23 protein-coding genes and 4 tRNA genes are annotated in these 18399 nt (G+C 44.9%); 6 read left to right on the top strand and 21 right to left on the bottom strand.

Translation table 11 applies throughout. The features are described 5' to 3' along the window. Positions 1-789 (bottom strand): HD domain-containing protein, encoded by a 789-nt coding sequence (locus tag ACSU1N_RS04750; RefSeq protein ID WP_440059097.1) that lies wholly within the window; start codon positions 787-789, stop codon positions 1-3. A 246-nt stretch (positions 790-1035) separates the two neighbouring features. Here ACSU1N_RS04750 and ACSU1N_RS04745 point away from each other — a divergent pair. Then, a tRNA-Arg gene (locus ACSU1N_RS04745) sits at positions 1036-1110 on the top strand. A 69-nt stretch (positions 1111-1179) separates the two neighbouring features. Here ACSU1N_RS04745 and ACSU1N_RS04740 read toward each other — a convergent pair. From ACSU1N_RS04740 to ACSU1N_RS04725, 4 genes are read right to left on the bottom strand one after another with little or no spacing between them, the layout of a single operon-like run. After that, positions 1180-1983, bottom strand: coding sequence for a hypothetical protein (locus ACSU1N_RS04740; RefSeq protein WP_440059096.1), 804 nt, complete (start codon positions 1981-1983; stop codon positions 1180-1182). A 4-nt stretch (positions 1984-1987) separates the two neighbouring features. Beyond that, complete coding sequence (locus ACSU1N_RS04735) at positions 1988-2653, bottom strand: NAD-binding protein (protein ID WP_440059095.1); 666 nt, start codon at positions 2651-2653, stop codon at positions 1988-1990. 24 nt (positions 2654-2677) lie between these two features. Further along, positions 2678-3040 carry a potassium transporter TrkG gene (locus tag ACSU1N_RS04730; protein WP_440059094.1) on the bottom strand — a complete coding sequence of 121 codons (363 nt, stop codon included), beginning with the start codon at positions 3038-3040 and terminating at the stop codon, positions 2678-2680. Further along, the gene (locus ACSU1N_RS04725; RefSeq protein WP_440059093.1) at positions 2980-4122 is read right to left on the bottom strand and encodes a TrkH family potassium uptake protein; all 1143 of its coding nucleotides are present in this window, start codon (positions 4120-4122) and stop codon (positions 2980-2982) included. The genes ACSU1N_RS04730 and ACSU1N_RS04725 overlap by 61 nt, the downstream gene beginning before the upstream one ends. 339 nt (positions 4123-4461) lie before the next feature. On the opposite strand from ACSU1N_RS04725, the gene ACSU1N_RS04720 reads away from it, so the two are divergent. The 3 genes from ACSU1N_RS04720 (at position 4462) to ACSU1N_RS04710 (ending at position 7096) form a co-directional block, all read left to right on the top strand. Next, on the top strand, positions 4462-5088 hold the full coding sequence (locus ACSU1N_RS04720; RefSeq protein WP_440059092.1) for a mechanosensitive ion channel domain-containing protein: 627 nt from the start codon (positions 4462-4464) through the stop codon (positions 5086-5088). Between the two features lie 177 nt (positions 5089-5265). Further along, positions 5266-6156, top strand: coding sequence for a DMT family transporter (locus tag ACSU1N_RS04715; RefSeq protein WP_440059091.1), 891 nt, complete (start codon positions 5266-5268; stop codon positions 6154-6156). Positions 6157-6202: 46 nt separating this feature from the next. Further along, positions 6203-7096: a VIT1/CCC1 transporter family protein gene (locus ACSU1N_RS04710; RefSeq protein WP_440059089.1), complete on the top strand. Its 894-nt coding sequence runs from the start codon at positions 6203-6205 to the stop codon at positions 7094-7096. A gap of 25 nt (positions 7097-7121) precedes the next feature. Here ACSU1N_RS04710 and ACSU1N_RS04705 read toward each other — a convergent pair whose 3' ends face one another. Beyond that, positions 7122-8168 carry a deoxyhypusine synthase gene (locus ACSU1N_RS04705; protein ID WP_440059088.1) on the bottom strand — a complete coding sequence of 349 codons (1047 nt, stop codon included), beginning with the start codon at positions 8166-8168 and terminating at the stop codon, positions 7122-7124. A 122-nt stretch (positions 8169-8290) separates the two neighbouring features. Continuing rightward, positions 8291-8620: an SCP2 sterol-binding domain-containing protein gene (locus ACSU1N_RS04700; RefSeq protein ID WP_440059087.1), complete on the bottom strand. Its 330-nt coding sequence runs from the start codon at positions 8618-8620 to the stop codon at positions 8291-8293. A 172-nt stretch (positions 8621-8792) separates the two neighbouring features. Here ACSU1N_RS04700 and ACSU1N_RS04695 point away from each other — a divergent pair. Then, positions 8793-8867: transfer RNA gene (locus ACSU1N_RS04695), tRNA-Pro, on the top strand. 35 nt (positions 8868-8902) lie between these two features. On the opposite strand, the gene ACSU1N_RS04690 is transcribed toward ACSU1N_RS04695, so the two are convergent. The 14 genes from ACSU1N_RS04690 to ACSU1N_RS04625 form a co-directional block, all read right to left on the bottom strand. Further along, the gene (locus ACSU1N_RS04690; RefSeq protein ID WP_440059086.1) at positions 8903-9877 is read right to left on the bottom strand and encodes a complex I subunit 1 family protein; all 975 of its coding nucleotides are present in this window, start codon (positions 9875-9877) and stop codon (positions 8903-8905) included. Then, positions 9862-10212 (bottom strand): hypothetical protein, encoded by a 351-nt coding sequence (locus ACSU1N_RS04685; RefSeq protein ID WP_440059085.1) that lies wholly within the window; start codon positions 10210-10212, stop codon positions 9862-9864. The genes ACSU1N_RS04690 and ACSU1N_RS04685 overlap by 16 nt, the downstream gene beginning before the upstream one ends. Positions 10213-10221: 9 nt before the next feature. Continuing rightward, positions 10222-10716, bottom strand: a complete 495-nt coding sequence (locus ACSU1N_RS04680) for a Na+/H+ antiporter subunit E (protein WP_440059084.1) — start codon at positions 10714-10716, stop codon at positions 10222-10224. Next, complete coding sequence (locus tag ACSU1N_RS04675) at positions 10713-11117, bottom strand: NADH-quinone oxidoreductase subunit K (protein ID WP_440059083.1); 405 nt, start codon at positions 11115-11117, stop codon at positions 10713-10715. The genes ACSU1N_RS04680 and ACSU1N_RS04675 overlap by 4 nt, the downstream gene beginning before the upstream one ends. Next, positions 11114-11908, bottom strand: coding sequence for an MnhB domain-containing protein (locus ACSU1N_RS04670; protein WP_440059082.1), 795 nt, complete (start codon positions 11906-11908; stop codon positions 11114-11116). Before ACSU1N_RS04670 ends, ACSU1N_RS04675 begins: the two co-directional genes overlap by 4 nt. Next, positions 11892-12152: a Na(+)/H(+) antiporter subunit B gene (locus ACSU1N_RS04665; protein WP_440059081.1), complete on the bottom strand. Its 261-nt coding sequence runs from the start codon at positions 12150-12152 to the stop codon at positions 11892-11894. The genes ACSU1N_RS04670 and ACSU1N_RS04665 overlap by 17 nt, the downstream gene beginning before the upstream one ends. Further along, positions 12149-12514, bottom strand: a complete 366-nt coding sequence (gene mnhG, locus ACSU1N_RS04660) for a monovalent cation/H(+) antiporter subunit G (RefSeq protein WP_440059080.1) — start codon at positions 12512-12514, stop codon at positions 12149-12151. The genes ACSU1N_RS04665 and mnhG overlap by 4 nt, the downstream gene beginning before the upstream one ends. Next, complete coding sequence (locus ACSU1N_RS04655) at positions 12511-12792, bottom strand: monovalent cation/H+ antiporter complex subunit F (RefSeq protein ID WP_440059079.1); 282 nt, start codon at positions 12790-12792, stop codon at positions 12511-12513. Before ACSU1N_RS04655 ends, mnhG begins: the two co-directional genes overlap by 4 nt. Next, entirely contained in the window at positions 12785-13237 is a 453-nt protein-coding gene (locus ACSU1N_RS04650) for a 4Fe-4S binding protein (protein ID WP_440059078.1), read from the bottom strand. The genes ACSU1N_RS04655 and ACSU1N_RS04650 overlap by 8 nt, the downstream gene beginning before the upstream one ends. 3 nt (positions 13238-13240) lie before the next feature. Further along, the gene (locus tag ACSU1N_RS04645; RefSeq protein WP_440059077.1) at positions 13241-14338 is read right to left on the bottom strand and encodes an NADH-quinone oxidoreductase subunit D; all 1098 of its coding nucleotides are present in this window, start codon (positions 14336-14338) and stop codon (positions 13241-13243) included. Beyond that, on the bottom strand, positions 14328-15326 hold the full coding sequence (nuoB, locus tag ACSU1N_RS04640) for an NADH-quinone oxidoreductase subunit NuoB (RefSeq protein WP_440059076.1): 999 nt from the start codon (positions 15324-15326) through the stop codon (positions 14328-14330). Before nuoB ends, ACSU1N_RS04645 begins: the two co-directional genes overlap by 11 nt. Before the next feature lie 2 nt (positions 15327-15328). Then, positions 15329-16888 carry a proton-conducting transporter transmembrane domain-containing protein gene (locus ACSU1N_RS04635; RefSeq protein ID WP_440059075.1) on the bottom strand — a complete coding sequence of 520 codons (1560 nt, stop codon included), beginning with the start codon at positions 16886-16888 and terminating at the stop codon, positions 15329-15331. Between the two features lie 245 nt (positions 16889-17133). Continuing rightward, positions 17134-17209 (bottom strand) — tRNA-Gly (locus tag ACSU1N_RS04630). A 52-nt stretch (positions 17210-17261) separates the two neighbouring features. Further along, positions 17262-17336, bottom strand: a tRNA-Glu gene (locus ACSU1N_RS04625). Positions 17337-17461: 125 nt separating this feature from the next. Between ACSU1N_RS04625 and ACSU1N_RS04620 the strand changes: the two genes are divergently transcribed. After that, positions 17462-18325 (top strand): MBL fold metallo-hydrolase, encoded by an 864-nt coding sequence (locus ACSU1N_RS04620; protein WP_440059074.1) that lies wholly within the window; start codon positions 17462-17464, stop codon positions 18323-18325. The last annotated feature ends 74 nt before the right edge of the window (positions 18326-18399 follow it).

The raw sequence follows: 18399 nt of genomic DNA, 5'->3' as shown, positions 1-18399 counted from the left end.
TTAAGAAGGAGAGTAGGTTTTTAAAAACCGATCGCCCGATATAGCATAGACTTCTACATACCTACGGAGAGGCGTGGTCTTCAATTTAGGCATCAGAACTTCATCGACCTGGAATACTCCGGCTGTCTCATCCATGTATACCATTATTTTAACAGGGCTGTTCTCGCCTTCTAGTACTTCAACTTTCTTAATACTGAGTGCTGAGAGGCTATGAATGTTTATATTACCAAGGGAGTAGGGCACCCTAGCCCTGCCTTCAGCCATGTCTAGTCCGTCCCCAACCTTTACACAGCCTGCTTCAATAGTCAAACACTCGACATCATACGCGGTGCAGTAAATACTGTGGGCTATCTCCTGGCGCAACCTAATCCTCTTCCTAGGATCTTCTACGAGTTTCTCGAGAATCCTGGAGATTATCGGTACCGCTAGAAGAGCCCCTATCCTCTCATGGTTATCTCTGTGTATCGAATTACCGATATCGTGTAAAAGACCCCCTAGTAAGGGGACTAGCGATGCTTCTTCATCAGTATCTACAATACCCTCCCTCACTAGAGACGATTCTACCCCTCTCTTCCTGAGGAGTTGGAAAAGGTAGAGGGCAGAACCCGCAGCTATATGAGCGTGGACAGGCCCGTGATCGTTATATCTCAATCTTTTCACAGCAAAAATATTCGACATTTCCCATAGCGTTTGGACCTCTACATCGTTTAAGACAAGGTAGTATGCTTCTTCAAGCAGTCTATTTCCCGAAATAATAGCCTTAAGCAACTGGGGTGAAACAACAACCAAGCGTAAACACCCGACTTCCAACACTTTATTAGGCATAAACTAATAGGTATAAAGCGGTTTTAAACACAGCTTAGACGTTATCCGGACTATGCAAGTCCCTTATCATATTGCCAATTAAACAACGCCGGAACAGATCATTAACGCTTCTAATCGCTTTAATACTTATAATAGGAGGCTTAGCTCGTTGAAAATAGTAGTTGAAGGCATATGTTATTTAGAACTGTTTCCACAAAATAAGAGAATGCAGGGCCCGTCGCCTAGCCAGGATAGGGCGCCGGCCTTCGGAGCCGGAGGACCCGGGTTCAAATCCCGGCGGGCCCGCAAGTATCGTTTCCATTCTCAGCACTATAGCTAGGTGAACCGTCTACGCGAGACTTTAAATCCAACTATTCACGTGATTCCTCCAAATTCTACCTTTATGCTTTTAACGCCCTTCATCTCCACTCTTGTTTTCATGAGAGTCTCATATATTGATGTAGAGAGCGTATTGATATCATCCCATTCAACGGGTACGTTGATAGGGTGGATGAGTAATCTAACTTCAAGATAGCCTGAACCTATCTCGTTGATTAACACGGTTTTTTCTTTCTTTATCAATGGATGCTCGAATTCTTTCAGTTTTTCAACTAATGAACTTGCTACTGCTGGAACCGCGTTCTCATCTTCGAGAAATACTTTAACCAGTAGTGTTATCGTGGGGATAGCCGGTATTAAAACAGCTTCGGTAATCAGCTTATTGGGAATAATTAGCTTTTTCCCCAGCGGGTTTTCTATGACCGTGTAGTTTGTTTCAACCTGGGAGACCCTGCCGTGTACGGGCTTGTCATGAGAAGGAAGTATAAACGTGTAGAATGATCCTCGTAGACTCGTATAGGTTTTAGCATTCAGGTAGTGCCAGTACGTTCTAAACGGGATAAATAATACGGCTAATACCGTTACTATTATTCCGGATACAAGAGCTAGTAGACCGAGATACTCCGGGCTTATCTCCATTATTATAAAGAACAGTGTTGAGAGAACAGCTACTACCTCGTAGATCCTTTGTATTAACTCTGACAGATCCCGTGTAATTATTCTCCTCTCAACAAGCAGGTTAGTAAACTTCCTCAGGAGGACTCCGACGATCACTAATCCTATAATGAAGACGATTATCGTTGTTACAATATTCGCAGTGTCTATCGAATTACTATTCATGATTTCAACCTTTAATCGATCTGATGAATTCGTCTGAGGATGACAAAACGAATAGTATATAGCCTGATTTTAAAACATCATCTGGAGAAGGCGTCCTCAGCCTACTACCCTCAAATAATAATACGATTTTTGCTCCATAATTGCTTAATCTCGTATCCTCGATACGGCTACCTACCACAGGGTCTGTCTCAGCGATCGATACGATGAACAGCCTGAGATTAGAGTCGATGGCTGATAATTCTCTCGTACTTGTGATAGAGGTGAGCAAGTGCTCGATGAAATTGGCAACTACCATTGGCTGGACAATTGCTATCCCTAGCTGGAGTTTTTCAACTAGTTCTGCCACTTTAGGGTTTGTAAAACGCCCTATTCTAATAGGTATATTATACGATTTCGCTATAGAAAGGATGAAAAGGTTTATGTCATCGCTATCTGTCAAAGCCAGTACAACGTTTATCCTGCTCATATCGATATTGCTAAACGTGTCTATATTTGTAGCATCACCCTGGATAAACATAGCGTAGGGCGCTATCCTCTGTAGAAAATCAAGCCTTTGCTGGTCGCGTTCTATAATTATTAATTCTTCAGATATCTCTCTTAATACACCACTTAAGAGAAGGAACTCGGCTACCCTACCGGCTCCTACTAGTAGTATGTTTAATTTAGCCATAGCCCACCAGCATAGTATTGTATACTATATTTTAAGGAATTTAATAATCCTCCTGTGAAGCAATAACCCGATTAGTACTATAAGAGGCAGGTATTCAAGCTTGCCTAGCAGCATTAAAAGGATTAGAACGATCTTCACCCCGGGATGAGCCAGAGGCGATGTAATACCTGTTGACAAACCGACACAGCTCGCCGCTGAAGTAGCTTCGAAGAGGCTATCGATTAGATCTGTTCCCGGCATTAGTATTTTTATAGAGAATGCGCCTGCTGCTATAATGGTCGAATGTATGATGAAAAATAATAGAACATTAGAGACCGTGTGCTCGTCTACTGGTTTCCCGCCGAGGAGGATCCTAGCGTATACTGATTCACCCACAATACTCTCCATCGAGTAATGGCGTAGTTTTTCAAGATGAGTAGCAACCTACCTATTTTAAGCCCTCCGGCTGTTGAAAAAGTCATTCCTCCAACAAACATCCCTGCGATCAGAAGCGTTTTCATACTAGATGGTAGAGACCCCATATCTCCGAGATTAAATCCCGTGGTTGTAATACCTGAAACCGTATTAAAGAAACCGTATATGAATGCCTGGGAAAACGGGAAACCGTGAAATATGTAGAGAGCCGAGACTAGAAGCGAGAGTATTAGGGTAAACCATGCGTAAAGCCTGAATTCCTCATTCCTCCACAAGTCTTTAAAACGGAATTCGAAAAGGTCGTTGAGAGATATGAAGCTAGCACCGCCTAGGAACATTATGGCTATCAGAGGATAGACTGTAAGCGGTGCTTTCGAATATATCACCATATACCCTTTATCGTAATTGCTCATCCCCCCGGTTGCAATAGCTGTCATGGTATGAGTCAGCGCATCGAATAGGCCAGCACCCGTGTAGTATAAGGCGACAGTGCCTACTAGCGTATAGAATATGTACAATCCTAGCAATCTCCTAGCAGTCTTCTGTAGTGAACCATATATTTTAACCGGTCTCTCAACATTATAAAGGAGCACCCCGTAACGCCAGAAATAGGGTATTACAACCATTGCGAAAACAGCGAAACCCAGCTCGCCACTCCACTGCATCAGAGCTCTCCAGAATAATATCCCTTTCCTTATGTTATCTAATCCTACGAGTACTGTCAAGCCTGTACCTGTGAAACCCGAAACAGTCTCGAATATAGAGTCTAAGTAAGGTATTTTTATCTCAAGAGATAGCGGTATAGCAGATACAGCTATAACTAGCACCCATGCAATAGAATAACCTATTAAAGCACCTACAAAACTCTCCTTCTTCACAATACGGCCAGAGGCTAGGACTATAGGTGCTCCAACTGCTATGCTCACCAGGCCTATTGCCAGGAAGTACGTTGAAACATCCTCACTGAAAACAATATCTACGATCGGGACAGTTAGCATGAGGAGGCCGACTATAAACAACAGGGATCCAGCGTACACTACTATCTCTCTTAACATACTATCATCCTCTACCGGTCGCAGACTATCCTACCCATACATAGCAGTGTCTTATAGGAAATTAAAATGATTGAGTAACGCTATAAACATCACACGCCTCCTTTCTCTATTAAAAAGATTCAACAGTCATATGAGTAGTTCAGCAGACTGAAAACACCTTCGGTATTTAAAGGTTACATCACCAGTCAGCGAGTACAGCCCACCACATGCACATAAATTTGATAACACTCCCAGCCTTAAATACTCTCAAATGATTCCAGAAAAACTTCATAATAGCAAAACGCTACCGGCTATAAAATTTAAAAATTATAGAAATTAAGATTATAAAAGGTGTAAGAAATGAGTCAGGCGGATTCTTTAGGCAAAGCCCTAGGGAGAGTAGTATTATACGCTATCCTCGTTGCTATTGTAATGGGCATTCTCCAATGGTTCTTTACACAAGGGCTGCAGATGCTTTACCAAGCCACAGGGCTCGGAGGCTTCCTAGTACTACAAGACTACGCGGTATACGTGTACATCATAGTACTCCTAGTACTAGGCTACCTTATAGTCAATGCTATAGCAGAGCTCTTCTTCGCAATGCTCAGGCCCAAATACGGTGTTTCAACAGCTGCAGCTGTGAGAAGCATGATCAGGATTATTGGCTTAGGCGCTCTGTTAGCAGGTATAGCAGGAGGTGTTGCAGGAGGTGCTGCGGGAGTAGCTCTAGGAGGCTTCATCGGGTTGGTAATCGGCTTCGCAACGCAACAGGTTCTCGGCCAGGCTGTAGCAGGGCTCTTCATATTATTAGCTAGGCCGTTCAAAATAGGAGATCTGGTTGATATAGCGGGCGAGAGCGAGGTTAGAGTAAAAGATATTTCAACGCTATTCACGCTAGTACAGAGGAAGGATGGGCCGGAAGTCCTAATACCGAGCAATATGATCATCGGGTCTAAGATCGTTGTTAGAGAAAGGTCTAAAGAGTAGTTTTCCTACCTTAAAAACATTCAAATCATGCCAGCAAATACTTTTTCCCTTCAAGGAACCAGGAGAAGAGACTACTAGATAGATCAAACAGACTTAGCTAAAAGTATATGTTTTATGTTTTTCTCGATTAGTAATATAGGCTTTCTAAAAATATAGTTTAAATCCCTATGTATATATGTGTATAGAGAGATTGCGAAGGTGTTGAATACGAGTCTGTTGCCAGCGATTATGGCTTCGATACTATGGAGCCTTAACCCAGCCGTTATATCCAGGTATGGTAAGGGGTTGAAGCCGGTTTCTTTCACAGGGCTGAGAGCCCTTATAGCTTTAATACCTCTACTACCGCTTTTATTCTCGACCGGTTTTGATACCGGGATACCTCTTCATGGTTGGATCATGATAATTTTATCCGCTATACTAGGGCCTGGGCTAGGCGACGCCTTATACACTCTTTCTATTAAGAAAATAGGGGGAGAGCTAGCGGTTATCGTGAGCTACACATATATTTTCTTCACACAATTATTCTCGTACATGCTTATCCGCGAAGAAATCGGTTTGAACACGGTGGCTGGAGCGGTAATAGCTTTTCTAGGGATAGCTGTAGCGACATTAAATCCTCGTAGCTATAGAGGTGGTAGAAGCAGTTTTACAATAGGTGTTCTAGCAGGGCTTTCTGCAGGTGTATTATGGGGAGCGGCTACTGTTCTAATAAAGCTATCTCTCTCTTACATCCATAATGTAATGTTATTGACCCTGGTGAGATTGATTATAATAACAGTAGTAATGCTTCCGCTCGGAGTCTTTCTCGAAGGATGGTATGAGACGTCTGTCCTAAAAGATGTTGTTAAAGCATCTCTTGTAACCGGTATCCTAGGCTGGACATTCGGGATGTACCTATTCATCTACTCGATAAATACTATCGGGGCAACTATAACGTCTATAGCAACTTCTCTAACACCCGTCTTATCACAGTTTACCGTGAGGTTTATATCCGGGAGTAGGCTAAGAGGGCAGAATATAGCGGGCGCTCTACTAGTAACAACCGGGATTATCCTCACACTCGCCTAGCACGTTTAAATCCTAAACCGACGATCAAACCATAACAGGTGTTTGCTTGGGAGAGAAAGAAGGCATCGATGCTCGCGTCCTAGAGAGATTCTGCTACGAGGAAGCATTGAGCATGACACTATACAGGGAACTAGCCAGGATTGAAAAAGACCCTGATAGGAAGAGGATACTACTAGAGCTAGCTAGAGACGAGGAGAAACACTATGATTTCTGGAGCCGCCTATCCGGTAGGGAATGCAAGCCGAGCAGGCTTCTAATCGCATTATTTAAAGCTAGCTACAGGTTACTGGGTCCTGTATTCACGATCAGGATCCTGGAGAAGGGGGAGGATGAGGCTGTATCGGATTACTCTAGTATAGCTGAGAGAGTATCCGGGACGGTTAGAGGCGAGTTGTTGAAGATAATAGAAGACGAGAAAAGACATGAAGCAGAGCTAGTGAGACTAGTATCCGACCCGCGGATAAAATACTTGGGCTCTATAGCTCTCGGTATTGCTGACGCTATAGTAGAGATCACTGGTGTTGAAGCAGGATTTCTCGGGGCTACGGAAAGCCCTATCGTAGTAGGCTTATCCGGCCTCATAGTAGGGTTCTCGGCATCGCTTTCCATGGCTGGAGCATCATATCTCCAGTCGAAGCACGGAGGGATGCATTCCCCTGTTAAAAACGCGTTGGTTACAGGGGTTAGCTATATGGCTTCGGTTCTAGCCCTTATACTACCATTTTTCACAGTACCCAATGTATACCTAGCATTCTACCTGAGCGCTGCTATAAGCGTTTTAATAAGCGGTTTCTTCACATACTACTCATCTATCGTAGAAGAAAGAGAATTTAGAAGAGAGATTGTGGAAAACCTCTCCCTGTTATTCGCTATAGTAGCATCGAGCTATGTCCTTGGGGATATAATAGGGAGTGTCATGGGATTGCCAAAAGGATTATGACATTAATAAAAATGGCTGTAAATAGTTATTTAACAACCTCGTTGAAAACCCATTTCAAATCCTTCGGTTTAACTCTCTTAACCCCGCTACTAGCGATACCGTGTGCGACTAGCGGCAGCGCAATAGTCGCATCGACGTAGACGACTTTCTTCTTAGCCCTGGGAGAAACCTTACCCCAGCTAACCGCTTCTTCAAGTGTTGCCCCGCTTAAACCACCCCACTGTGGCGCGTCTGTAGTAAACTGTACCACGTACTCTAGCGGTTTATAATAGTCGTGGACTCCTTTCTCGTATTCCGCTATAAGCGTGTTAGCTACTGTAACCAGGTTAACATAGTCTTTAGGGACACCTCCCCCAATGTATATAGCAGACAATTTCTCGCTCCTCAGCCCTATTTCAACTAATTGAGCGAAATCTTTAACCATGTCTAAGACTATCCTATGGCCTTTCCTATACTTCAGCAGCGCTGCTATTCCATAACCGCTGTCGACTAGTGCTGGTGAGAAGACTGGTACGCCGGCTCGGTAAGCAGCCGACACTATCGAGTCGATCCCTTTCTCGTTCAAGTATTTCCCGAAGAGGTAGAGAAATTCGGCTGAGGAGTAAACACTGTCTTTCGGCAGGGTCTCGATGAATTCGCCTATCAGGTTCTCCATCTGCCTATATTCTAGCTCGTTTACTACCGTATCGTAGAATCTATCGTATTTGAGCTCTAATAGCTTGGAATCGTCGACTGTAGGGTAGGTTTTATAGTATTTAAACCCCATTGCTTCGACAATATCCTCGCTTATATTAGCCCCTGTTGAAACCAGGACGTCGACATACCTGTTCTCTACAAGCCATTTAATAATCCTCCACATGCCCGCCGTACTCATAGAACCTGCTAGACCTAGAAAGATAGTGGTATCAGGGTCGCTAAACATATCCAATAATATTTTATAAGCCTCTCCTAGAGCCCTACCCTGGAATGCTGTATCAGCCATGCTCAGGAGTAGTTCATGCAGGGATCGCTCTCTTACATCGATAGATTTAACCTCACCTAGGATAAAATCCACAGCCTTCCACCTAGCCATATCATAACTGGTAGAATAAGAATATATAGCTATCTAGAACACGACATATAGATAGTGTATTTGATTAACATAGTTGGAGGCTAGAGATATTAAAAATGGACCAGTTTAGTTCTACGTTTGTATCAGCCAAATAATAGGCTTCTTATCTTAAATAATGTTCTTACGCTTCCTTTTGGTCTAACCTTTCTCCTTATCATAGCAGCAATTAGCGACATCTCGCTTACATATACCTTGTAAAGTGTTTCAAGATCTGCTTCGACCTCGGCCGTAGGCTGTTCTATATCCCCTTTGCCTACATTCACTTTACCCTGGCTTAATATAATATAAACCCTATCACCATTTGTTAATTTAATAAGTATTCTCTCGTCAAATTTTGCTAACTCGGGTTTCTCTTTCAATTTATTCTCAAATCTCTCTTTAATAACCCTGATGAGATCCTCTGTTGAAACCACTATCTCACCACCCGAGTTCTATATTAAATCTATATAGTTATTGGGAGTATTAAAGTTAGGGCAACCTAACACTAGCGATAAGAACCCAAAACCTTTTTCACCAAGATAATGAATCCTCGCGACCACGAGTACTATTAAATTTAAAACTCTACACTAGAACTCTTATTTAATAGGGGCCGTAGTCTAGCCTGGCTAGGATGCGGGGCTTGGGCCCCCGTGACCCGGGGTTCAAATCCCCGCGGCCCCATCTATCACCAGGTTGAGACAGGTGTTGTGTAAATCCTATCTTATAAAAGCGATTACTAGGCTGAGGATGGATATTGGATACATGTATTTCACGAAAAAGCTTACTAATTGATCTGGTCTGAACCTAGGCATTGAGGCGTCGATTATTGTAATAGCTAGGAATACTATAAGGAATTTAGCAAAGACTACTATAGTAGATGTTATATAGCCTCCCGTAGTAATAGGCCATGAGAATCCTAGGAATATTAGTGTGTAAACCAGCGGGTAAACTATTCTCTCAGCGAATTTAGCAAACATTCCTAGAGCTAGCCTGGGCCCGCCGAGCTCCGTGTAAAGGCCCCAGTATATCTCGGCCTCGGCCTCAGGCGAGTCGAAGGGTTTGACCATCATTACTCCCAGCATGCTTATGAAGGCTGCTACCGCTGCTAAAAACATGGCAACAGGGTTGTAAAACCATAGCCTCCATGACTCTATGGAAGTATAGTAGACCGAGAATCCCGCATTATAGTATTTAGACGCGAGAACAATAGGGGCTAGCAGGCTCATCACCAGGGGAGGCTCGGCGGATATTAGTAGTGCTAGGTATCTCGCTATACCTATATTCGTATAGGGGTTGGGGCTGGATAGGGTTAGGAATGCTAGCGAGAAGGGTATTAGCGCTAGAAGATATATTATGACGATTGAGTCATACGGCGACGTTATAGGATGTATTGCTACAGGCGTAACCGTTACAATAGCTATCAATCCCCCTATAGCAAGCGATATGATGAGGATAGGGCCCTTATCCAAACCATACTCGTTTATCACATCCTCCTTGCTCAAAAGCTTGATTAAATCAGCTAGTGGCTGTAGGATTCCAAAGGGGCCTGCATGTATAGGCCCTCTCCTATACTGTATCCTAGCCGTTACTTTCCTATACATCCACTGTGTAATGATTATGAGTACTATCATGAATAACAAGCCGGGATAGACTAGTAGATCCACAAGCCACCAGGCTATCTGGGCATCCATACGAGTACACCTACGAGCAGTATTATAAGCACTAGGATATACCCTATGAGGTACCAGTCGAATACATAGCTAGATCCGACTCTTTCAACAAGCCTGAACCCTCTCCTAAAGGATCTTGAGAAAATATCTTTCAGCAGTGTGGTTATAGATGGAAACTCTGGATTTTCAACTATAAAGCCGCTCATAATAATCTTCTTTTTAACCGTATCTTCCTCTGCAATCTTTCTCCCCGCGAGGGCTTGGAACAAATAGTAGAATACATAGTATATTAATAGGCCCAGCAATAGGGTTGCAGCGGAGACTAGTGCTGTAAATAGGGGAAGGTCTAACATCATCCATACCACCTAGTCAAAAATCTTCCTAGCCCATTCCTCGAATTCTGCTGAAACACCTTTCCTAGCCTCCTCGCCTTCAAACGCCTCGGCGAAAATCCAGTGCACGTAGAACTTCTTCTTGCCCTCGTCGACATCGATAACCACCGTCCCTGGAGTGTTGGTAATTGAATTTGCTATTGTAGCTATAGCGAATTCGCTGTTAACATAGTAGGGTACTTCTACGATAGCAGGCTTTAGGTTCGGATTCCTTGAGAGTATTGCGGTAACAACCTGTTTGTGGGCAATGTATTCTATTATAGTGAAATACTTGAATGCGTAAACTACAGCATCTAGAAACCTCTTCAAGCTCAGCTTGCTCTCATTCTTTACGAGGTCACCTCCGATAACAGCAGATAGTATGAACCCGGTGACTAGTGCTATTATCGCTTCGATAACTCCTAAGCTACCAGTGTATACTAGGTAGACTAATGCCAGGGAGAGACCGATTAGAATATACCTTCTCATTCCCCACCAGCCTCCAGCTTGTCGATAATCAGAGTCTTATATTTAGATCCCAAGCTATAGGTTACTAGAGATAAAAATAGTAGTTCGGCTAGGCCTATAACAATTGCTGTAACAATCAGTACCTGGGGTATCGGGTCTACGCTTATTTCAGAGAACCGGGTCAATTCTTCTAGTGAGGGGAACTGGAATCCTTCTAGGCTCCCGCCGGGATAGACTGGTGGAGATACTGCCCCAATATAATACCCGAACAAAACCACGAGGATATTCATAGCATCCGCTAGGATCGTGAGTAAAACAAGCTTCTTAACGATATGCGGTCTAGAAACTATCCCGTATAGCGATACGCCTATTGTAGCAGTTATCGTTAACACTATATATACGTATATATAGCTCTCTATCACTCCCTACCACCGGTAATCGAATCAATAATCGCAAGCGCGAGCGTGAAACCGGTTGAAACAGCAGTGAACTCTAATAGGTTTAGTATCATGAGGGAACCGGAGAAAAGGAATATACCGTCCCATGGGAGCTGGAACCATGCTGGATAGCCTATAGGGGAATAGGGTGGCTTAGGCTGATTCTGGAATAGGCTTGCGTCCACTCCTTTCACGAAGCCTAATATCAGTATGATCGACCCTGTTAAGGCGATAAGGGTGACAGCAAGCGATCTCAAGAAGATTAAAACCTTGCTCTTAAAACCCTTCTCCTCAAGGGCCTTCCACCCGAATATGAGGAGGAACATGTATGGTGCTACTGCGAATATAGAGCCCCCCTGGAACCCGCCGCCAGGCGTTAAGTGGCCGTGTATTGCGACCGAGACCGAGACAACTATTATGACGGGGAATATTATTTTAACTATAACCCTTGGTATGACTGTAGCAATAGGGCTTGCGGAACCCCCCTCGATCCTAGCGCCTGCAACATACAGTAACCCCATTATTGCGATGAATAATACCGATGTCTCGAAATACGTGTCGAAGCCCCTCTGATCCCAGATCACGCTTGTAACTACTTCTGGACTCCTACTAGTGTATGGGGAATAGATATATGGGACGTTCACAAGATACGTTCTTGCCAGGTATGTATTCCCAGCCGATGTAGATACTATGCCTGAAGCTACTAGATAGTATGTAAGTAACACACCTATTAACAGGGAGATTAATAGCCCAATGTCTTCAAGCCGTCTCCTCATATCTTTCACCTCCCCTTAGAGCGTAGATTAGTATTGCCGAATTCAAGCCTAGCCCTACAGCGATATAAGCTATGAGGAGGTCTGGAGCGAGGAAGACCGCTAATAGTATAGAGTAAAATAGGGATTCAACGCCGGAGATCACAATTGCTTTCAATACGTCTTTCTCAAACACTATTTTCAACGCCGCTATCAACGCCATTGTAGAAGAGAAGGCTGCTAGCAATAGCATTATGATCGGGGTCATGCTACACCAGCCTCCTTCAACTTATCTCTTATTATCGGCTCAGGCCTAGTCTCGCGAGACCTATATGCTGCACGAGCTAAAATATGCGAACCCGTTGGCGAGGCGAAGACTATGAGCGCAGCCGAAATAATAGACACTCCGACCACATAGTATTTCACGTAATCGGGAATATCTAGAGAAGCGGTTAACAACGCTATACCGATCAAAGCGTACACACCACCGCCAATCGAGCCTACGGTAGCCGGGTGCAGACGGAGGAAGAAATTCCTAAACCTGAGGAATCCGACAGCTCCTATCAGCGATAGAATCGAGCTCATTAAGAGTAGTATTGAACCTACTACGAATAACGCTAGGTCTATCATTTTTTCCTCGCCTCCAGCAGGTACTTGGATACAACCATGTCTAGGAGGAAGACCCATGCTGCCAACGGTATAGCGCCTATTGCTAGGATAGGGGACTGGTAGAATAACGCTATCAGAAGATAGATTACTATTAGATCAACAGTCATGACATCGAGGGCTAGCACCATATCCGGAACCGTTGGACCCCTAATTGCTATTATGCTGTATATCGAGAATGCTATGCTGTAGAACCCTAGCGCTAATGGCAGCACGTAGTTTAAGAGTGAGGGGTCAACCACCGCGTTTCACCTCTTCACGAACCATGAACATTTCCCTTCTAACAGTTATCCTAGAGTAGTCGCCTCTAGATAGTTCCAGAGGGTTCTTCAACGTGGTCCTCTTGTCCCTTGTATATAGTTCGAAACCAGTGATATCTGTCATGTATAGAGCGTTAAACGGGCAGTACTCGACGCAGAGAGCGCAGAATGTACACTTGTGCAGGTCTATTCTCGGAAACCTCCTTCTAGGGTTGTGAGGGTAGTTGCCTTCTACTTCAACCATATCTATAGCGTTAGCGGGGCATACAAGCTGGCACATCGAGCAGCCAGTACACTTCTCCATATCTAGGATGTGCGAGCCTCTCAACCTCTCTGTTTTGAAAGGTTTAGACCCTGCTGGAACAAGCCTTGTATAAGGTTTTCTAAACAAGTATTCAATGGATTTTATTATAGTACTCAGCACCATCCATCACCTATCGATATCCGGGGGACATGGGTCAAGTGATGCGAGTATAACAGGGAAGTCCGCTATAGTAACCTCCTCGTTTTTGATTATGTAATCTAATACCGTTGTTAGAAGAGGCATAGAAGGGCTTTTCAGCCTAACCCTGTACGGCGACCTTCCCCCGGTGCTGATAACGTGGACAGTATACTCTCCTCTGGCTGCTTCAACCCTAGCATATCCTCTCCCAGGAGGTGCCGTAAGAGGTATTTTTACTCTGAAAGCGTCGCCACGCCTTACTTCTCCAATAGCTTGTCTTATTATCTTCAGGCTCTCGTACACTTCTCTAAATCTCACCACAGCCCTATCGTATGCGTCGCCATATTCTCCTACAGGTATCTCAAACTCTACTTTGCTATAGTTCGCGTATGGAGCAGCCTTCCTAGTATCGTATCTCACCCCGCCGGCTCTTACAACAGGCCCAGTTGCCCCGAGCTCCAGTGCTTTTAAACCATTGATTACTCCGATACCCCTAGTCCTCGCTCTGAAAACCCTATTGTTTAAAAGTGCTTTCTCAACATCTCTAACCAGGTCTTCGACACGGTACGTAAGATTGATAGTAGTCTCCCTCACACCCTCGGGGACATCGCTCCTAATCCCGCCGGGGACACTAATATTATGATATACCCTATGCCCGGAAACCCAGGCGAACCATTTCAATATCTCTTCTCTTGCAGCTAGAGCCCAGTATGCTGGTGTCCTAAGGCCTACCGAGCCAGCCATGAAGTGAACCCAGAACATGTGTGATGCTATCCTTGAGAATTCCCCCTGCACCATTCTAAAGTATTTCGCTTTCTCAGGCGGTTCGATCCTAAATATCTTCTCCAGTGCCTCAGCATACGCGATCTCGAAGGGATCGGGGTCTTCGACACAGAACCTGTAGGATAGGACGAAGCTGTTCTCCCACTTCCTGTTCTCAAGCATTTTCTCGAAACCCCTATGGAGGAATCCTGGTATAACCTCTGCACTAACTATCCTCTCCCCTTCTAGCACGAGCCTAAACCCGATATTCCCAGGAGCTCCTGGATGCTGGGGTCCGAAATACAATGTGTACCTATCTGCCATATTTATCATCCTTGTAGAATACTTTGACTATGTAAGAGGCTGTATCAACATCTTTCCTCAGAGGCGGTGGGCCCTCCCAGTTACCGTCTAGAATCCATTTTTCTAGCCTGGGATGCCCCTTGAACTCTATCCCCATCATCTCGTATACTTCTCTCTCAATAAACAACGCGTTAGGATATATGTCGCTTACAGTATCGATCACCGGTCTAGCCCTAGGCACATAGGTTTTAACCGCTACCTGGCTCCCATCGCTCGGGTTCTCAACAATATAGTACAGTTCTATCACGCCGTTTTTAGGATAGTCTACGGCATCGATATTAGATAATAATATATAGCCCTTGCTCTTGAGCTCGCTAAGAACAGCCCTAATCTTCGAATTCTCGATCGTTGTTATACAGAGCTTCTTATCCTCGTACCTCTCCGCGCACTCGGGATAAGTCTCTCTAAACTCGTAATTCATTTTGTCCTGAACGCTCTTAAAGTACTCTATACGCCACCTCTTCTCTTCCTCCTCGATCTTCTTAATAAGCTCCTCGTATCCAACTAGTTTATCTGAACCCAGCCCGTTCTCAATCTGCCTCCTCAAGTCTACTATGAGGCTCGTCCAATCGTCTGGCATTGGCATGCACCCAAGTACCCAGCCCGACACCGTGAAGAAATCGTCGAGCCTCTTGTATGTAGCGTAGGAATCCCAGTATAAGCCTCCTGTAGCAGTACAATTGCACCCGGCGACAACGTACTTGGGGCTAGGCATCTGCCTGTATAAATTAATCATTAGTTTAACAGTTTTCCTAGTCAAATAACCCATTCCAGCTATGAAATCCGATTGCCTTGGAGAAGGCACCGGCATGTAACCGTATCTTTCCCAGTCTAGAGGGCTCATTACAAGAGGCGGGAATTCTACCGCGCCGCATGCTGCACAGTAATGAATCATCCAGGGGCTCCGCGACCTAGCCCAGTTTATGAATCTCTGGAGTAGACCAGACAATCCTATACACCTCTAGCGACCTTGGGTAAAACGGTTTTTATGTAATTGTAACGCGCTAGGAGAGATCCCGTAGCACCTTGTATAACGGGTAGGATAAAGTAGTATAAGAACCCGGCTATAATGCTTGTCAGCGAGAGTACTAGTAGTACAATCCTTAGATACGTAGGAGGCCTCGCCACTCTTAGAGTAGGAGCTTGCGTGAAAAGCGGTGTTAAAACCTTTATGAAACCGATCAACGCAGCAGCCGAGCCTACAGGTACCATCACTAGTGTGATAATAGAAGCCAGATTACCGGCTAAGAAGGTTTCTAGGGCAGCCTGGTATAGCTGTAGTTTAGCCATGAACATGAGTGTAGGAGGTATCCCGATAACGTTTAAAACACCTATTACGAAAGGCAGAGAGACCGCCCAGTCGCTTCTCATTAAGCCGGGTAGATCCTTTATTCTAGACGAGCCTGTTTTTGAAACAATGTACCCGCCGCTTAGGAATAGTATAGGTTTGACAATAGCGTGGGCTATAGCATAGGCTAGCATTGGCGCTAGGCCAGTGGAACCCTGGGATAGCGCTAATGCTATCATTCCCGAATCCAATATCACAGTGTAGCTAAGCATCTTCATCAAGTCTTCTGTTGTTAGAATCCCTGCTGTAGCGACAGCTATAGTCAACCCTCCGAGTAAACCGATCAGCCACATCACGTAGTCGGGCATTCCACCGTATAGTGTGTAATAGACTCTAGCGATTACGTAGAACGCCATTGATTCAGCTAGCCCGCTTAGGATCGACGATATTACTGGCGGGGCGTAGGAATATGCTTCGGGGAGCCAGAAGTGTAAGGGTGATATCGCGGATTCAACTAGCATAGACCATAACACTATGAAGATAGGGATTACTATCGAAGAACCCGGATCTACGCTCCTTCCTAGAGGAGGTAGTATATGCGATACTATTGCAGCAGCCTGGCCAATGTTTAGAACACCTGTTACATAATATACTAGGACTGCTGCGAAAAAGAAGAATGTGCCAGCAACCATACCGACAATAGCATAGATTATTGTTGCTTTGAAAGCCTCTCTAGTCCTAGCCGCCGATATAAGCACGAATGCTGCGATCGTGAAGACTTCGAGCATGACAAACATATTGAATATATCACCAGTGTATAAAACCCCAAGTAAGCCTGCTTCCAGGGCTAGCAGAGCCGAGTAATAGTACTCGTTATCATCTACGAAAACAGGAGATAAAGGAGCTAGTAGCAGGAATAGTGATGCTACCAGTAATCCAAGGAGAGATGAAAACCAGTCCACCGTGTAAACGATCCCGATAGGGGGAGGGAACCCTCCTAGGGCATAAAATAGTATGCTCCCTTTACTAGTCGCTTGAACTATTAATACGGAGAAAACGAAAGCTATAATTAAACCCAGGAGGGATAAAACCCTGGCTACAAGCCTACCCTTACTCAAAAACCTTAGGAGAGGCATAAAGAATGCGAGGGCTATCAGCAAATACGGGGTCAGTGCTGGAAGCAGGTCTAATTCCATTTCCGAAAACACCGTTAGTTTAGCCAATCTAACAAACCATTGGAGAGGCTAAAAAATTTTGATTAAATAAGCCATGTAAAAATCCACCATTGGAATCTATTACAAGCCCACTTGTATGGAACAAGAATTTGTGGAGGGCAATCTATACAAAGCAGAAGAACAGAACCATACGTGACTGAGCGCCACTATATGGATCGCCAACTCCCAATAGCAAAAGCCGTGGATTCACCCAGTGGGTAGTACAATAGTACTTAAAATAGATAAACCGCTGATGCGGCGGCCGGGATTTGAACCCGGGATTTCCGGCTTGGAAGGCCGGCGTCCTAGTCCAGGCTAGACGACCGCCGCTCCATTATCTAGTATTCGACTAGGGCTTATAACTTTCAACAGCAGGATAGGATGCCGCCGCCGGGATTTGAACCCGGGTCACGGGCTCGAAAGGCCCGCATACTTGACCGGGCTATACTACGGCGGCCTACACTATGATGATTAGACAAGGGGGTTAAATCCTCATCGCCTGAGAATACTCTCTATGAAATGCGTCCTGGGGGGTATTTTTTATCAGCCGCTACTGTCAATAAGATAGTTAGGCGGTTCTAAATGGAGGTTTCAAGGCTTAACGTGCTTATCCTAGTAGACGACTACTCCGGGTTCCAGGCAGGGTTGCTTGCTGAACACGGTTTCAGCGTTTTAATCGAAGTAGAATACGATAACAGCACGGTGAAAAGGATCCTGTTTGACACCGGAGGTAGTGGAAGGGTTCTGCTATCTAATTCGGAAGCCTTAGGGATAGACTTGAGGAAGGTTGACGCTATCGTCTTATCACACGGGCACTGGGATCACACTGGTGGTATTACAGCATTATCGGATATAGCGCGAGGCAGGCTCCTGATAGCCCACCCGGATATCCTAAAGCCCTGTTATAGCACGGGGGAGAAAGGTATTAGATACATCGGGCTGTCGAAGGAAGCGCGTAACGCTCTCGAAACAGTATTCCATGCCATGCTCGTTAGAAACCCTCTCGAAATATTCTCGGGGATCTGGTTCCTAGGAGAAGTCGAGAGATTCTACGATAACAGCTATGCTATTAGGGGATTTAAAACCATTCAGGACGGAGTCTTAATCGACAACCCTATGCTAGACGACACAGGACTAGCAATCAACGTCGGCGACTATGCTATCGTGCTAGCAGGGTGTTCCCACAGCGGGGTATCAAACATTGTAAGACAGGCTAGAAGGGTTACGGGTAGGAGCAGGATAGTGTTAATTGGTGGCTTCCACCTAGCGGGCTCCGAGCCGCCTACTATAGAAAGAGTTGTTAAAGAGCTGGTTAGCGAAGGAGTAGAATACGTGTACCCCGGGCACTGCACAGGCCTCCGTGCTGAAGCAAAACTATTAGACACCTATGGGGATAGGATGGAGAAAATATACAGCGGCTTCAGGAAAGAGTTTAGGCCAGCCTAAAACTAGTTCACATCCCTTCTCCATCAAGGTTTACTTCTGACTGCCATCCCGCCCTAATAGGCGGGGTTTACAGT

It is taken from the genome of Thermogladius sp. 4427co (genome assembly GCF_051933805.1).
Taxonomy (GTDB): Archaea; Thermoproteota; Thermoprotei_A; order Sulfolobales; family Desulfurococcaceae; genus Thermogladius.
This window is presented reverse-complemented; position numbering and strand designations above follow the sequence as displayed.

Coding starts and splice junctions, on each gene's coding strand:
- ACSU1N_RS04740 (WP_440059096.1), bottom strand. CDS start 1,983: ATGAATAGTAATTCGATAGACACTGCGAATATTGTAACAACGATAATC.
- ACSU1N_RS04735 (WP_440059095.1), bottom strand. CDS start 2,653: ATGGCTAAATTAAACATACTACTAGTAGGAGCCGGTAGGGTAGCCGAG.
- ACSU1N_RS04730 (WP_440059094.1), bottom strand. CDS start 3,040: ATGGAGAGTATTGTGGGTGAATCAGTATACGCTAGGATCCTCCTCGGC.
- ACSU1N_RS04725 (WP_440059093.1), bottom strand. CDS start 4,122: ATGTTAAGAGAGATAGTAGTGTACGCTGGATCCCTGTTGTTTATAGTC.
- ACSU1N_RS04720 (WP_440059092.1), top strand. CDS start 4,462: ATGAGTCAGGCGGATTCTTTAGGCAAAGCCCTAGGGAGAGTAGTATTA.
- ACSU1N_RS04705 (WP_440059088.1), bottom strand. CDS start 8,168: ATGGCTAGGTGGAAGGCTGTGGATTTTATCCTAGGTGAGGTTAAATCT.
- ACSU1N_RS04690 (WP_440059086.1), bottom strand. CDS start 9,877: ATGGATGCCCAGATAGCCTGGTGGCTTGTGGATCTACTAGTCTATCCC.
- ACSU1N_RS04685 (WP_440059085.1), bottom strand. CDS start 10,212: ATGATGTTAGACCTTCCCCTATTTACAGCACTAGTCTCCGCTGCAACC.
- ACSU1N_RS04680 (WP_440059084.1), bottom strand. CDS start 10,716: ATGAGAAGGTATATTCTAATCGGTCTCTCCCTGGCATTAGTCTACCTA.
- ACSU1N_RS04670 (WP_440059082.1), bottom strand. CDS start 11,908: ATGAGGAGACGGCTTGAAGACATTGGGCTATTAATCTCCCTGTTAATA.
- ACSU1N_RS04665 (WP_440059081.1), bottom strand. CDS start 12,152: ATGACCCCGATCATAATGCTATTGCTAGCAGCCTTCTCTTCTACAATG.
- mnhG (WP_440059080.1), bottom strand. CDS start 12,514: ATGATAGACCTAGCGTTATTCGTAGTAGGTTCAATACTACTCTTAATG.
- ACSU1N_RS04650 (WP_440059078.1), bottom strand. CDS start 13,237: ATGGTGCTGAGTACTATAATAAAATCCATTGAATACTTGTTTAGAAAA.
- ACSU1N_RS04645 (WP_440059077.1), bottom strand. CDS start 14,338: ATGGCAGATAGGTACACATTGTATTTCGGACCCCAGCATCCAGGAGCT.
- ACSU1N_RS04620 (WP_440059074.1), top strand. CDS start 17,462: ATGGAGGTTTCAAGGCTTAACGTGCTTATCCTAGTAGACGACTACTCC.